Annotated in this window: 14 protein-coding genes; 7 read left to right on the top strand and 7 right to left on the bottom strand. The window is 56.0% G+C overall.

The genetic code is table 11. The features are described 5' to 3' along the window. Positions 1 to 146: 146 nt before the first annotated feature. The 3 genes from rhaD to rhaB form a co-directional block, all read right to left on the bottom strand. Complete coding sequence (gene rhaD, locus Q1L34_RS25710; protein WP_015585433.1) at positions 147 to 977, bottom strand: rhamnulose-1-phosphate aldolase; 831 nt, start codon at positions 975 to 977, stop codon at positions 147 to 149. Positions 978 to 1,082: 105 nt separating this feature from the next. Beyond that, complete coding sequence (gene rhaA, locus Q1L34_RS25705; protein ID WP_004869351.1) at positions 1,083 to 2,342, bottom strand: L-rhamnose isomerase; 1,260 nt, start codon at positions 2,340 to 2,342, stop codon at positions 1,083 to 1,085. Beyond that, the gene (rhaB, locus tag Q1L34_RS25700) at positions 2,339 to 3,805 is read right to left on the bottom strand and encodes a rhamnulokinase (RefSeq protein WP_064359888.1); all 1,467 of its coding nucleotides are present in this window, start codon (positions 3,803 to 3,805) and stop codon (positions 2,339 to 2,341) included. Before rhaB ends, rhaA begins: the two co-directional genes overlap by 4 nt. 312 nt (positions 3,806 to 4,117) lie before the next feature. Between rhaB and rhaS the strand changes: the two genes are divergently transcribed. Both rhaS and rhaR read left to right on the top strand, forming a co-directional pair. Next, positions 4,118 to 4,954: an HTH-type transcriptional activator RhaS gene (gene rhaS, locus Q1L34_RS25695; protein WP_182924893.1), complete on the top strand. Its 837-nt coding sequence runs from the start codon at positions 4,118 to 4,120 to the stop codon at positions 4,952 to 4,954. Positions 4,955 to 5,026: 72 nt separating this feature from the next. Then, positions 5,027 to 5,875: an HTH-type transcriptional activator RhaR gene (gene rhaR / locus Q1L34_RS25690; RefSeq protein ID WP_004869355.1), complete on the top strand. Its 849-nt coding sequence runs from the start codon at positions 5,027 to 5,029 to the stop codon at positions 5,873 to 5,875. A 4-nt stretch (positions 5,876 to 5,879) separates the two neighbouring features. On the opposite strand, the gene rhaT is transcribed toward rhaR, so the two are convergent. Next, entirely contained in the window at positions 5,880 to 6,914 is a 1,035-nt protein-coding gene (rhaT, locus tag Q1L34_RS25685; protein ID WP_004869358.1) for an L-rhamnose/proton symporter RhaT, read from the bottom strand. Between the two features lie 292 nt (positions 6,915 to 7,206). Here rhaT and sodA point away from each other — a divergent pair, with 292 nt between their 5' ends. Both sodA and yiiM read left to right on the top strand, forming a co-directional pair. Beyond that, the gene (sodA, locus tag Q1L34_RS25680) at positions 7,207 to 7,827 is read left to right on the top strand and encodes a superoxide dismutase [Mn] (protein WP_004869361.1); all 621 of its coding nucleotides are present in this window, start codon (positions 7,207 to 7,209) and stop codon (positions 7,825 to 7,827) included. 71 nt (positions 7,828 to 7,898) lie between these two features. Further along, positions 7,899 to 8,573 (top strand): 6-hydroxyaminopurine reductase, encoded by a 675-nt coding sequence (gene yiiM / locus Q1L34_RS25675; protein ID WP_064359889.1) that lies wholly within the window; start codon positions 7,899 to 7,901, stop codon positions 8,571 to 8,573. A 129-nt stretch (positions 8,574 to 8,702) separates the two neighbouring features. Here the strand turns inward: yiiM and cpxA are convergent, their stop codons facing one another. Beyond that, positions 8,703 to 10,076, bottom strand: coding sequence for an envelope stress sensor histidine kinase CpxA (cpxA, locus tag Q1L34_RS25670; protein WP_004869367.1), 1,374 nt, complete (start codon positions 10,074 to 10,076; stop codon positions 8,703 to 8,705). After that, entirely contained in the window at positions 10,073 to 10,771 is a 699-nt protein-coding gene (cpxR, locus tag Q1L34_RS25665; protein ID WP_004869370.1) for an envelope stress response regulator transcription factor CpxR, read from the bottom strand. The genes cpxA and cpxR overlap by 4 nt, the downstream gene beginning before the upstream one ends. A 155-nt stretch (positions 10,772 to 10,926) precedes the next feature. On the opposite strand from cpxR, the gene cpxP reads away from it, so the two are divergent. The 3 genes from cpxP (at position 10,927) to pfkA (ending at position 13,651) form a co-directional block, all read left to right on the top strand. Continuing rightward, positions 10,927 to 11,430 (top strand): cell-envelope stress modulator CpxP, encoded by a 504-nt coding sequence (gene cpxP / locus Q1L34_RS25660; RefSeq protein WP_004869373.1) that lies wholly within the window; start codon positions 10,927 to 10,929, stop codon positions 11,428 to 11,430. Between the two features lie 158 nt (positions 11,431 to 11,588). Then, complete coding sequence (fieF, locus tag Q1L34_RS25655) at positions 11,589 to 12,485, top strand: CDF family cation-efflux transporter FieF (RefSeq protein ID WP_004869375.1); 897 nt, start codon at positions 11,589 to 11,591, stop codon at positions 12,483 to 12,485. A 203-nt stretch (positions 12,486 to 12,688) separates the two neighbouring features. Continuing rightward, positions 12,689 to 13,651 carry a 6-phosphofructokinase gene (pfkA, locus tag Q1L34_RS25650; protein WP_004869378.1) on the top strand — a complete coding sequence of 321 codons (963 nt, stop codon included), beginning with the start codon at positions 12,689 to 12,691 and terminating at the stop codon, positions 13,649 to 13,651. Positions 13,652 to 13,714: 63 nt separating this feature from the next. Here the strand turns inward: pfkA and rraA are convergent, their stop codons facing one another. Then, the gene (gene rraA, locus Q1L34_RS25645; protein WP_004869382.1) at positions 13,715 to 14,200 is read right to left on the bottom strand and encodes a ribonuclease E activity regulator RraA; all 486 of its coding nucleotides are present in this window, start codon (positions 14,198 to 14,200) and stop codon (positions 13,715 to 13,717) included. Positions 14,201 to 14,233: the final 33 nt, after the last annotated feature.

Raw genomic sequence — 14,233 nt, 5'->3', positions numbered from 1 at the left:
CCCGTTGTCATTCACATTACAGATGCGTTGGCTTGTATGACCCGTCCATCCGTGGACTCCGCCCCCTTCCTGCAGTGCGACATACTCGGGGAATGATTTGCAGGTGACAGAGTTCGCCCCGTCTCGGTGAGCGGGGCGCGATGTTGTTATTGATACAGGTCTAACGCGGACTGCATGGGCTGCACCGCAAAGCGTTTGCCCAGGGCGATGAGCTCTTCGCGGGTGATGGTCTGTTTCATGCCCCCCATCGAATAGACTTTCACCAGCACTTCGGCCGACTTCTCGGCGGTATCGATGAGACCGAAGGTTTCGTCCAGCGTCGGGCCGCTGCCGAAGACGCCGTGGAACGGCCACAGCACCAGCGAATGTTTGCGCATTTCCAGCGCGGTGGCCTGGCCAATTTCATCGGTGCCCGGCACCATCCACGGCAGAATGCCGACCCCGTCCGGGAAGACCACCAGACATTCGGTGCTGCCTTCCCACAGTTTGCGGGTGAACAGATCGCTGTTGTTCTCCAGTACATAGGTCAGGGCAATCAGGTTGGTGGCGTGGCAGTGCATGATCACGCGGTCCTTGCCGTTGGTTAGCCTGATGCGCTCGCTGTGGGAGAGAAAATGCGCCGGTAATTCAGAGGTCGGCACCGCATCGTCCGTCAGTCCCCATAGCACGTGGTATCCCGCCCCATCGCTGTCTACCTTCACCACGCCGAGATTGGCCGCAGGATCGAGCTGGACGTTGCGGAAAAATTTGCCGGAACCGGTGACGATAAATGGCTGGTTCGCCAGCGTGGGCATCGGCTGACTGAGGGCGATGTAGCGCGGCTTAGCGTAAAAATCGGCCGCGAACGGTTCGATATCCGCGTCGTCGAGGCGCAGCGTCAGGTTACCGCCGTTACGCTCGTCCCAGCCCTTCAGCCAGGCATCGGAAGTGGCTTTAATCATGCCCTGAACGAACCAGGCGTTGATGATGTTCTGCATAGTCTTGTATTCCTGTTGCTGCGATGCGGGGGGAGCCCCGCACCATAAAGAAGATTGACCCTACGGGCTGCGGTTGTGGCATCAGCCGCCGTCCGGCAATGATGATTAGCCGCGTTGGCTTAGTACCGCTTTTTCATAAGCGCGTACGCTATCCAGCCACTGGCTGCCCGCCGGGGTATCGTGGCGCTGGCAATACATCTCCCAGGCGGCCTGCCATGGCAGGCATTTCTGCTCTTCCAGCAGGGCCAGACGGGCGGTGTAGTCACCGTCAGCTTCCAGCTGGCGCAGCTGTTCCGTCGGTTCCAGCAGGGCGCGCAGCAGCGCTTTCTTCATGTTGCGGGTACCAATCACCCACGCCGCGATGCGGTTAATCGAGGCGTCGAAGAAATCGAGACCGATGTGCACGCGGTCGAACAGGTTGTGGCGGATGATTTCGCTGGCGATAGCCTGGGTTTCGTCATCCAGCAGCACGACGTGGTCGCTGTCCCAGCGCACCGGGCGGCTGACGTGCAGCAGCAGTCGCGGGATGTACAGCATGGCGGCGGAAATTTTGTCAGAGATGACTTCCGTCGGGTGGAAGTGGCCGGCATCGAGGCACAGCGCGGTCTGGCGGCTGGTGGCGTATCCCATATAGAACTCGTTGGAGCCGACGGTATAGCTTTCTGCGCCGATACCGAACAGTTTGCTCTCTACGGCATCGATGTGATGCGCCGGGTCGAGTTTTTCGCTGATGACCTCATCCAGCGCATTGAGCAGACGCTGGCGCGGGGCAAAACGGTCAACGGTAATATCTTTCATGCCGTCCGGGATCCAGATATTCATCACCGACGGGGTGCCCAGCTGCTCGCCGAACCAGGCAGAGATACGGCGGCTGGCTTTGCAGTGATCGATCCAGAACTGGCGGATTTCGTCGTTGGCGTGCGACAGGGTAAAGCCATCGGCGCTCAGCGGGTGGGAGAAACAGGAGGGGTTAAAATCCAGCCCCAGCTTATTGGTTTTGGCCCACTCAACCCAGTTGCGGAAGTGTTGTGGCTTGATTTCATTGCGCGCCACCGGCGTATCTGATTCCAGATAGAGCGCGTGCAGATTCAGGCGTTTCGGCCCCGGAATCAGGCTCAGCGCCTGCTCAAGGTCGGCGCGCAGCTCGCCGGCGTTACGAGCTTTGCCCGGATAGTTCCCCGTGGCCTGAATCCCGCCCGTTAAGTTCCCTTCCGGGTTTTCGAAGCCGGCGACGTCATCGCCCTGCCAGCAGTGCATCGAAACGGGTAGTCGGTCCAGTTGACGCAGGGCCTCCTCGACATCCACGCCAACGGCAGCGTAGCGCTGTTTAGCAATATCCCAGGCTTGTTCAAGTTGAGTGGTCATGCGCAAAGCTCCTTAGTCTGTTGTGGCTGAAACTGCGCCACGAAACGGGCAATTTCATGTTCAGGATTGGGGGTAAACGTGGTAAGCGCGGCGTTGCGACATACCACCTGACGGAAATCGTCGACGTTATTCAGTTCGTCCAGGGTCATCAGCTGGATGCCGATATTGCCCAGCGTGGAGGCCTCTACGGGCCCAGCGACCACCGTGATACCGCAGGCGTCGGCACACAGCTGATTGAGCAGCTCGTTCTGGCAGCCGCCGCCGACAATATGCAGCTGGCTGAACGGCTGGCCGCGGAGTTGGGCCAGTTCACGAAGTACGCGGGCATAGAGCAGGGCCAGACTGTCGAAAATACAGCGCGCCAGTTCGGCGTCATCGCCGGGAACCGGCTGCCCGGACTCGCGACAGGCGGACTGAATTTCGGCGCTCATATTGGCCGGATTGATAAAACGATCGTCGTTGCAGTCAATGACGAAACGGCAGGCCGGAAGACGAGCGGTACGGGCGATGAGCGCCGACAGGTCACTGATGTTTTGTTCTTTCAGCACCCGCTGTAGCAGCCACAGTCCCATAATATTTTTCAGCACCCGGTAGCGCCCTTCGGCGCCACCTTCATTGGTGATATTCGCCTGCAGCGCGTCGCTACCGGTGTAGGGGGTTTTGCTTTCAAAGCCCATCAGCGACCAGGTGCCGGAAGAGAGATACGCGGCGTTTTTGCTGGCCAGCGGCGAGGCGATGACCGCGCTGGCGGTATCGTGACTGGCGACGGCCACCACCGGAATGGCGTTGCCCTGCGGGCATAACCAGTGACCGATTACGTTACCGGGATGCGTTGGCGTGCCGAACCATTCGCGCGGCGCTCCGCTCCAGTTCAACAGCTCTTCATCCCAGCTATCGCTGTTTATATTGATCAACTGGGTGGTGGTGGCGTTGGTGTATTCCCAGTTCAGATGGCCGGTGAGGCGAAAGCTGAAGTAGTCAGGGATCAGCAGCGCATGTGAAACCTGGCTGACCAGCTCCGGCTGCTGCTCAACCAGCGCGCGGAGCTGATATAGGGTATTGAAGGGCATAAACTGAATGCCGCTACGGCGGTAGATCTCGGCGCGGCCTATTTGCTCTTCGGCATGGTGCATCAGGCCATGGGTTCGTGGGTCACGATAGGAGACCGGCAGACCCACGCGTTCGCCGTGCTTATCCAGCAGGACATAATCCACGCCCCAGGTATCAATACCGATACTGTCGATGAGGATACCCTGCTCGCAGACCTTCACCAGCCCGCGGCGAATTTCGCCTTCCAGACGGTCGACATCCCAGCAGTCGTAGCCATCCACCTTTTGCAGGCTATTGGTAAAGCGGTGTATTTCGCGCAGCGTTAGCGTACGCGGGCCGCATTCATAGCTGGCAAGCATCACCCGCCCGCTGGAGGCGCCTAAATCAACGGCTACACAATGACGAAAGCTCATGGGGAGATCCTTGTAAAAATCATTGTCAGCAGTCTAAAAAAGTCGTGAATCGCGCACCTTCTTGCCACTGACAGGGAAAACAGGCGGCTGGCAAGAAAGCAAAGATGACCGTGAGGGAGGTCACAGATTCTCTTCATGAGCATCAGGGAAGAGGATGTGATGTTGTCCGCAGTTCCCGATCTTTCCGGCTGTTTCTTGAAAAAGCGGCAGGTTTTACGAATTTTGCGGTCAAAAATTGAAGGCTGGATTGCGGACCCTTAATTACTATTTGTGACACTGATTGATAACATTTCTCATTTCGAGGGTGCCGTTATGACCATTTTGCACAGCGTGGATTTCTTTAAGTCCGGGACTTCTGCTGTGGCCATTGAGCCACGCCTCCCTCAGGCGGCGTTCCCGGAACATCATCACGATTTCCATGAAATCGTCATCGTTGAGCACGGCACGGGGATTCATGTGTTCAACGGTCAGCCCTATACCATCAGCGGCGGTTCGGTGTGCTTTATTCGCGATCACGATCGTCATCTCTATGAACATACGGACAATTTATGCCTGACTAACGTGCTCTATCGCGCGCCGGATGCCTTTCGCTTTCTGAATGGCGTCAATCAGCTGTTACCGCAGGAGCAAGAGGGGAATTACCTCTCTCACTGGCGGGTGAACCAGGCCGTGCTACAGCAGGTACGACAGATCGTCGGACAGATGGAAGACGTCGGCCTCGAACCGGATATGCATATGCTCGCCGGACGGGAGATTCTCTTTATGCAGCTGCTTGTCCTGCTGCGTAAAAGCAGCCTCGCGGAAGGGGCGGCCGACAACGAAGCGCGGCTGAATCATCTGATGGCCTGGCTGGAAGATCACTTTGCCGAGGATGTCTGTTGGGAAGAGGTGGCGGATAAGTTTTCCCTGTCGCTGAGGACATTGCATCGCCAGCTGAAGCAACAGACCGGCCTGACGCCGCAGCGCTACCTCAATCGGGTGCGACTGATGAAGGCGCGTCACCTGCTACGCCATAGCGATGAGAGCATCACAGATATCGCCTATCGTTGCGGTTTCGGCGACAGTAACCACTTTTCGACGCTTTTTCGCCGCGAGTTTTCCTGGTCGCCGCGCGATATCCGTCAGGGACGGGACGCCATTCTTCAGTAACGCGAGAGCAGTCAACGTTTTAGCGAGCAAAAACGCGAATAATAAACCGTTATTGGCGGTGGAGTTCTGGTAGTGGCTGGTCAGCTGATTCTGCGCAAAGATGAGTTTTTTGCCTCTCCTTCTCAGGCGGTAGCGGTTGCCGACCGTTATCCGCAAAATGTCTTCGCCGAGCATACCCACGAGTTCTGCGAACTGGTACTGGTATGGCGGGGAAATGGCCTGCATGTCCTTAACGATCGCCCATGGCGCATTACCCGTGGCGACCTGTTTTATATTCGCGCCGAAGACAAACACTCCTACGCCTCGGTGAATGATTTAGTCCTGCAAAACGTCATCTATTGCCCGGATCGTCTGCGGCTTAACTTTGACTGGGCGGCCCATATTCCCGGTCTGTTTGGGACGTCGTGGATGCCGCACTGGCGGATCGGCAGTTCTGGTATGGCTCAGGTTCGCCAGGTGATTACTCAGCTGGAGCAGGAGAGCGCCCGCGGCGATGCGCAGTCTAATAACATGGCCGAGCTGCTGTTTGCGCAGCTGGCGTTGATTCTTCATCGCCACCGCTATGCGACCGATAACCGGGCGGCGACCCAAAGCGAAACGCTCCTCGATAAGCTGCTGACCGAACTGGCCGGCAGCCTGAACCGACCTTTTATTCTTGAGCTGTTTTGTGAGCGGGAGGGGTGCGGCGAGCGTGCGCTGCGTCAGCAGTTTCGCCAGCAGACCGGGATGACGATCAACCATTACCTGCGTCAGCTGCGTATCTGCCACGCGCAGTATTTATTGCAGCACACCGAGCGGTTGATTGGTGACATTGCGATGCAGTGCGGATTTGAAGACAGTAACTACTTTTCCGTCGTCTTTAATCGCGAAATTGGCATGACCCCAGGGCAGTGGCGGCAACGCAGTCGCGTTGCCGCATAGGGCATTAGCTGGCCATGCCGAGGCCAACGATATTGGCGGCGATGATAATCACCACGCAGCCCAGACTTAACACGCTGACCGGACGACGCCCGGCATTGTTCCACTCTTTCAGCACCAGCCCGACCAGCCCGCCGCACAGCACATAGAAGCTCATATGCAGCATCCAGCTCATGTAGTCATACTGCGCGGGAATGCTGGCGTGGCCCCAGGCATAGAAGAAAAACTGGAGATACCACATCAGACCGCCCAGCGCCGACAGCAGCACGTTGGCGATAATCAGCGGTTTTGCCAGCGAGAAGTCGGCTTTGATCGACAGGTTTTTGACTTTAGCCAGACGAATAAAGCAGAAGCCAAGGTTGACCAGCGCGCCGCCGCCCATAATCACCACATAGCTGGGCAGCGCGGTATACAGCGGGTCAACTCCCAGCGCTGCCGCGGCATCATGCATTGGCCTGGCGGCGTTCATCGCAAAGGACATCCCGGCAGAGAAAATGCCGCACATCACCGCCAGCATGAGCCCTTTTTTCAGATTGAAGTCTTCGGCTTTAATGCCCATCTTGCGCTCTTTCAACTGGCCGGCCCGGGTGACTATCGCCACGCCGATCACCGCAACCAGCACGCCGAGCAGCGTCATCTGGCCACCCTGGGTATGAAGGAGCACATCGATCTGCCCGTTGATAATTGGAGTCATCAGCGTGCCGACAATCAGGGTAATCCCGATGGCGATACCGATCCCCATCGACATACCGAGGTAGCGCATGGTCAGGCCGTAGTTAATATTGCCGATCCCCCACATGGCGCCAAACAGAAACACCGGCAGGAGCGTGGAGGCGTTGAAGGAACGGTAATAGGCCCAGAAATCAGGCAGCAGCATCGCGCTGATAGCCCAGGGAAGAATCAGCCAGGAGACAATCCCGCCGATTGACCACATGGTTTCCCATGACCACTGTTTAACTTGTTTGAACGGGGCATAGAAACAGGCTGCACTGGCCGCACCTATCAAATGCCAAAAAATACCCATCGTAATCGCGTGATTCATTGATTTTATCCTCATCTATTTTTTTATCGGATAAATCTTCTTCCGACACGATGAGTGTAAAAATCGGTCAGTTTTCTCGCCTTCAGGCTGTTGCCATGTGACGCTGAACTCTGGCAACCAACAACTTAATTACTTGTTCCAGCTCACAAAATTGCAGGTATACCCTGCGGTTATAACCTTATTAAAAATACGGCATTGATAAGCGTTTTCAATATCATTTAATTAACTATAATGAACCAACTGCTTACTCGGCATTAACACTTCCTGCCGCTTGACAATAATGGAGATGATTATGAGTTATACACTGCCAGCCCTGCCGTACGCTTATGACGCCCTGGAACCGCACTTTGATAAGCAGACGATGGAAATCCATCACACTAAACATCACCAGGCCTACGTTAACAACGCCAACGCTGCGCTGGAGAGCCTGCCGGAATTTGCTGACCTGTCTGCTGAAGAACTGATCGCCAAACTGGATCAGCTGCCGGCTGACAAAAAAACCGTACTGCGTAACAACGCGGGCGGCCACGCTAACCACAGCCTGTTCTGGAAAGGCCTGAAAACCGGTACCACCCTGCAGGGCGACCTGAAAGCTGCTATCGAACGTGATTTCGGTTCCGTTGATAACTTCAAAGCGGAGTTTGAAAAAGCGGCTGCGACCCGTTTCGGTTCTGGCTGGGCATGGCTGGTGCTGAAGGGCGACAAACTGGCCGTGGTTTCTACCGCTAACCAGGACTCCCCGCTGATGGGCGAAGCTATCTCCGGCGCTTCCGGCTTCCCGATTCTGGGCCTGGACGTTTGGGAACACGCTTACTACCTGAAATTCCAGAACCGTCGTCCGGACTACATCAAAGAGTTCTGGAACGTGGTTAACTGGGACGAAGCAGCAGCGCGTTTTGCCGCCAAAAAATAAGGTTGCATTGTGCTGAACGAGAAGCGAGTCTGATGACTCGCTTTTTTTATATCCGCAGCAAAGGAGCAGCGATGCACTATCCGGTGAATGTCTTTGTGGGCAAGGTAAGGGATTACGACGGCAGCCGTCCAAGCGCCATCGGTAAAATTCAGGTCGACGGTGAACTGACCCTCGGCGAACTGGGGCTGGAGGGCGATGAACAGGCGGAGACGAAAATACATGGCGGGCCGGACCGCGCGCTGTGCCACTATCCCCGTGAACACTACGCCCATTGGGCTCTTGAACTTCCGCAGCAGGCGGATCTTTTCTGCGCCCCGGCGTTTGGCGAGAATCTCTCGACCGAAGGGCTGACCGAAAAAGAGGTCTGTATCGGCGACATCTTTCGCTGGGGAGAGGCGCTGATTCAGGTGACGCAGCCGCGTTCACCGTGCTTCAAGCTTAACTATCATTTTGCTGTCAGCGATATGGCGCAGCTTATGCAGAACAGCGGTAAAACCGGCTGGCTGTATCGGGTCGTGGCGGGCGGGCAGGTATCCGGCGATGCGCCGCTGGAGCTGGTTTCCCGACTAAGCGATGTGAGCGTCCATGAGGCGGGGGCCATTGCCTGGCATATGCCGTTCGATGACGAACAATACCGTCGTCTGCTCTCGGCGGCGGGGCTGTCGGTGAGCTGGAGCCGTACCATGCAGAAACGGCGCCTGAGCGGGCAGATAGAAGACAATTCGCGGAGATTGTGGGGAAAATAATTCGCCGATAACGCCGCAGGCGCTGGCTGCGAACGATCCCTGAGGCGGCGCGCTGCGCCTGTCCGGGCTACCCGTCTGCAGACGGTTGTGGTAGCCCGGCTAAGCGCAGCGTAAGCCGGAGAAGAGCGATCAGGTGCGCTTATACAGCGGCAGCCAGATGGTCAGCCGCAAACCGCCTAACGGGCTGTCATCGGCTTTGACCCAGCCGCGATGCTGCTGAATCGCCGCCTCGACAATCGCCAGCCCCAGACCGGTGCCGCCGGACTCGCGATCGCGTGCCTCGTCGGTACGGTAGAACGGACGGAAAATCTGCTCGCGATCCTCCGGACTGACGCCCGGACCATCATCATCGACGTTGACCGTGATGCCGTCTTTATCCACCGAAAAACTGACCGAAATTTTGGTGTGCGAGTAGCGCAGCGCGTTACGGACGATATTTTCCAGCGCGCTTTCCAGCGCATTAGGATTGCCGTACAGCGGCCAGGGACCCGGCGGATACTCGACGGTGAAGGATTTTCCAACCTGCTCGGCTTCAAACGCCGCGTTATCCAGCACTTCGCCCCACAGCTGATTGGCCTTCACCGTTTCACTGACCAGCGCGTTATTCGCCTGATTGCGCGACATCACCAGCAGGTCGTTAATCATGCTGTCCAGCCGGTGGGCTTCGGTCTCAATACGTTCAAGCTCTTTGCTCTCGCCGCTGCGACGGCGCAGTAAGGCCGTACCCAGCTGCAGGCGCGTGAGCGGCGTACGCAGCTCGTGGGAAATATCGGACAGCAGGCGCTGCTGACCGGTCATCATGCGTTCCAGCGCCGTGACCATCTGGTTAAAACTGGCCCCGGCGGCTAAAAACTCCTGCGGGCCGGCTTCCAGTTCCGGATGTTGACGCAGGTTGCCCTGGGCGACCTCATCGGCGGCGTTTTTCAACTTGCGGGCCGGTTTGGCCAGACTCCAGGCCAGCCACAGCAGCAGCGGCGAACTGACCAGCATCGTGACGATAAGCAGGAGCAGCGGGCGGTCGAACAGCAGGTTGATAAAGTCTGACTGGGATGTGCTGGCAGGGCGGATCAGATAGAGCTGGTAATTATCTTCCCCATCCCTGACGGAAAACGGCCCGACCATTTCCAGACGGCCGTAGCGTTTTTTCTGCGGATGATCGGCATTATCGGCCTGGCCGATAAAGTTACGAATGATCTGCATTTCGTTGCGTTCTGCACCGATCACGCGGCCTTCGCTGGTGACCAGCAATAAACGCTGTCCCGGCGGAGCCCACTTATCGATAGCGCGAAACAGCCGACGCCACCACATCAGGTCATTGGGGGGATCGGTCGCCAGTTCGGCCTCGACGTGCTGTTCAATCATGGTGCCCTGACGCTGTTCGCTCTCCAGCAGTTCGGTCATCTGGCGCGAGTCCAGCTTGGGCAACATCAGAACCAGCATCAACACCAGCGCCAGCGTGAGCCAGAAAATAGCGAAGATGCGTGCGGTTAAACTTCCTATCATGAAGCCGAAACCATCAGGTAGCCGCGTCCGCGCAGGGTTTTAAACCACGGATGGCCGTCTTTGCGTTCCGGCAGCTTACGACGCAGATTGGAAATATGCATGTCGATGGCGCGATCGAACGGCGTCAGGCGTTTTCCCAATACTTCCTGGCTCAGATGTTCACGAGAAACAACCTGGCCAAGATGCTGTGCCAGCAGGTAGAGCAGGGTGAACTCCGTGCCGGTCAGTTCCAGGGTCTGACCATCGAAATTGGCTTCCTGGCGGCCGGGGTTGAGGCTCAAGGCGTCAACTTCCAGCGTCGGGGAACCGACTTCGGTAGTTTGCTGCTGCTCACTCCAGTGAGAACGGCGCAGAATCGCGCGTATACGCGCCACCAGCTCACGATCGTTGAAGGGCTTAGGCAAGTAATCATCCGCGCCCAGCTCGAGGCCGAGAACGCGATCCAGCTCGCTGCCGCGGGCAGTTAGCATGATAACCGGGGTCTGGTGTGTCTGACGTAACTCTTTAAGCGTATCGATACCGTTTTTCTTCGGCATCATCACATCAAGCAAAAGTAAATCGATGCTGTCGTCCAGAAGGGCCAGCGCCTGTTCCCCGTCATGGGCCACGAGCACGTTAAATCCTTCCATATCGAGCAGCTCTTTTAACAGGGAGGTGAGCTCCCGGTCATCATCAACTAACAGGATTTTATTCATTGTTTAAATACCTCCGAGGCAGAAATTACGTCATCAAGGCTCGCTAATCCATGACTTTACGTTGTTTTACACCCCCTGACGCATGTTTGCAGCCCGAATCGTAGACTGTATCTCGTTGAATCGCTACACAGACACAAACGTATTGGGAGTATGTGATGCGCAATGTTATTGCTGCCGTCATGGCCTCAACGCTGGCGCTAAGTGCATATAGCCAAGCCGCTGAAGTCGTTACCAGCGTTAACTGGCTCCCCGGAGATGACGGGGCGCAGCGCACCAGCCAGAGTCATATGTTTGACGGCATAAGTTTAACCGAACAGCAACGCCAGCAGTTACGAGATCTTATGCAACGGGCACGCCATGACAGGCAACCCATTAATGTTAGCGAAATGGAGACAATGCATCGTCTTGTCACCGCAGAAAATTTTGATGAAAACGCTGTGCGCGCTCAGGCTAATAAAATGGCGCAGGAACAGGTTACTCGCCAGATTGAAATGGCGAAGGTTCGCAACCAGATGTACCACCTGTTAACGCCGGAGCAGCAAGCGGTTCTTAATGCGAAACACCAGCAACGAATGGATCAGTTGCGCGAGGTTGCAAGGATGCAAAAAGGTTCAGCAACCATGCTGTCGAGTAGTAGCAATACCGTGCAACCCCAGTAGTAGACCCTGTTTTCCTTGCCATAGACACCATCCCTGTCTTCCCCCACATGATGTGGGGGTTTTTTTTTGCCTGTCATTCGGCGAAACGACTCCCGCCTTGCTCCTCGTTGCGACAACAGTTCAGGTTATACTAAGCGCATCGCCGAAGAGGAGCATGTATGAATCAATCTTATGGGCGGCTGGTGAGCCGTGCGGCTATTGCGGCGACGGTGATGGCGTCCGCGTTACTTTTGATCAAGATTTTTGCGTGGTGGTACACCGGGTCTGTGAGTATTCTGGCTGCGCTTGTGGACTCGCTGGTGGATATTGCCGCCTCGTTAACGAATCTGCTGGTCGTGCGCTATTCGCTCCAGCCGGCAGATGAGGAACATACTTTTGGTCACGGTAAGGCAGAATCGCTGGCCGCGCTGGCACAAAGTATGTTTATCTCCGGGTCGGCTCTGTTTCTGTTTTTGACCGGTATTCAGCACCTGGCGCGTCCGGAACCGATGCAGGCGGCGGGTGTCGGTATTGCCGTGACGCTGATCGCGCTGGTCAGCACGCTGGTGCTGGTAACGTTCCAGCGTTGGGTGGTCAGAAAAACGCAAAGTCAGGCGGTGCGAGCAGATATGCTTCATTATCAGTCTGATGTTATGATGAACGGCGCAATTCTGGTGGCGCTGGGCCTCTCCTGGTATGGTTGGCATCGTGCCGACGCGCTGTTTGCTCTCGGGATTGGCATCTATATTTTATATAGCGCTCTGCGTATGGGTTATGACGCCATTCAGTCGTTGTTAGACCGCGCGCTTCCTGACGAGGAACGTCAGGAAATTATCAATATCGTGACCGAATGGCCAGGCGTCAGTGGGGCACACGATCTACGGACGCGGCAGTCAGGGCCGACTCGCTTTATTCAAATACATTTGGAAATGGAAGATAACCTCCCGCTGGTTCAGGCACACGTGATTGCCGATCAGGTGGAGCAGGCAATTCTGCACCGTTTCCCGGGTTCTGATGTCATTATCCATCAGGATCCCTGTTCTGTGGTGCCGCTGGCGCGGCAGGGCGTTTTTTGAGCTTTGGGTTATAGTCTGTAAACTCGATGTAAAAGTGTGGGGCAGATCGGCATTTTTTGTATAAATTACCGCCATTTGGTCTGACCTGAATCAATTCAGCCAGAAGCGTTTGATATACTATTGCAATTATCGTCGTGCACTCCTGGTGAAGGAGCGCTTCAGGCAACAGGATTATTTTTTGCTTCCTAAGTTCAGAGGTAGTCATGATTAAGAAAATCGGTGTATTGACAAGTGGCGGTGATGCTCCGGGCATGAACGCAGCAATTCGCGGCGTTGTGCGCGCAGCATTAACGGAAGGTCTGGAAGTTTTTGGAATCTATGACGGTTACCTCGGCCTGTATGAAGATCGCATGGTTCAGCTCGACCGCTACAGTGTTTCCGACATGATCAACCGTGGTGGCACTTTCCTCGGGTCAGCACGCTTCCCCGAGTTCCGCGAAGAACATATTCGTGCCGTTGCGCTCGAGAACATGAAAAAGCGTGGCCTGGATGCGCTGGTCGTTATCGGCGGTGATGGTTCTTACATGGGGGCGATGCGTCTGACTGAAATGGGCTTCCCGTGCATCGGCCTGCCAGGCACCATCGATAACGATATCAAAGGCACTGACTACACTATCGGTTTCTTTACCGCGCTGAGCACCGTAGTGGAAGCCATTGACCGCCTGCGCGATACCTCTTCTTCCCACCAGCGTATTTCGGTTGTTGAAGTGATGGGGCGTTACTGCGGCGATCTGACTCTGGCTGCGGCGATTGCCGGCGGGTGTGAGTTCATCATGGTGCCGGAAGTGGAATACACGCGTGACGATCTGGTCGCTGAAATCAAAGCCGGCATCGCCAAAGGTAAGAAACACGCCATCGTGGCCATTACCGAACATATGTGCGACGTGGACGAGCTGGCGCACTACATTGAGAAAGAAACCGGCCGTGAAACCCGGGCGACCGTTCTGGGCCACATTCAGCGCGGCGGTTCCCCGGTTCCTTATGACCGTATTCTGGCATCCCGCATGGGCGCCTACGCGATTGAACTGCTGCAGCAGGGATTCGGTGGCCGCTGCGTCGGTATTCAGAACGAGAAGCTGGTGCACCACGACATCATCGACGCTATCGAGAACATGAAGCGTCCGTTCAAAAATGACTGGCTGGATTGCGCGAAGAAACTGTACTAATTCTGGCGTGAAACAAACGAAAAGGCCTTCTCAGAGAGAAGGCCTTTTTAATTAGTGGGCAGGCTATTCGATATCCAGTGCATCCTCGGACAGGATGATCCCGGTATTATCGGCATACAGATGGTCACCGGAGAAGAAGGTCACGCCGCCGAAATTGACGCGTACGTCGCTTTCGCCGATACCTTCGCCAGCAGCCCCCACGGGAATGGCGGCCAGCGCCTGGATGCCAATATCCAGATCTTCAAGGTCGTCAACCTGACGCACCGCGCCATAGACGACAATCCCTTCCCACTCATTTTGTACGGCAAGACGCGCCAGGTCAGCGTCAATCAACGCACGTCGGACGGAACCCCCGCCATCGATCAGCAAGATGTGACCACGGCCGTTCTGTTCGAGCATATCGTATAGCAACCCGTTATCCTCGAAACATTTCACCGTGATGATTTGTCCACCAAACGACGACCGCCCCCCAAAGTTGGAGAACAGAGGTTCCACTACGTTGACATCCTCCTGGTAGATGTCACAAAGCTCGGAAGTATCGTATTTCATAGGCTTAACGTTCAGTTGCTGCGAGAGATTTTA

The organism is Klebsiella ornithinolytica (genome assembly GCF_030505655.1).
In the GTDB taxonomy this organism is placed as follows: domain Bacteria; phylum Pseudomonadota; class Gammaproteobacteria; order Enterobacterales; family Enterobacteriaceae; genus Klebsiella; species Klebsiella ornithinolytica.
The sequence above is the reverse complement of the archived record's forward strand: the minus strand, read 5'-3'. Positions and strand labels throughout refer to the sequence as shown.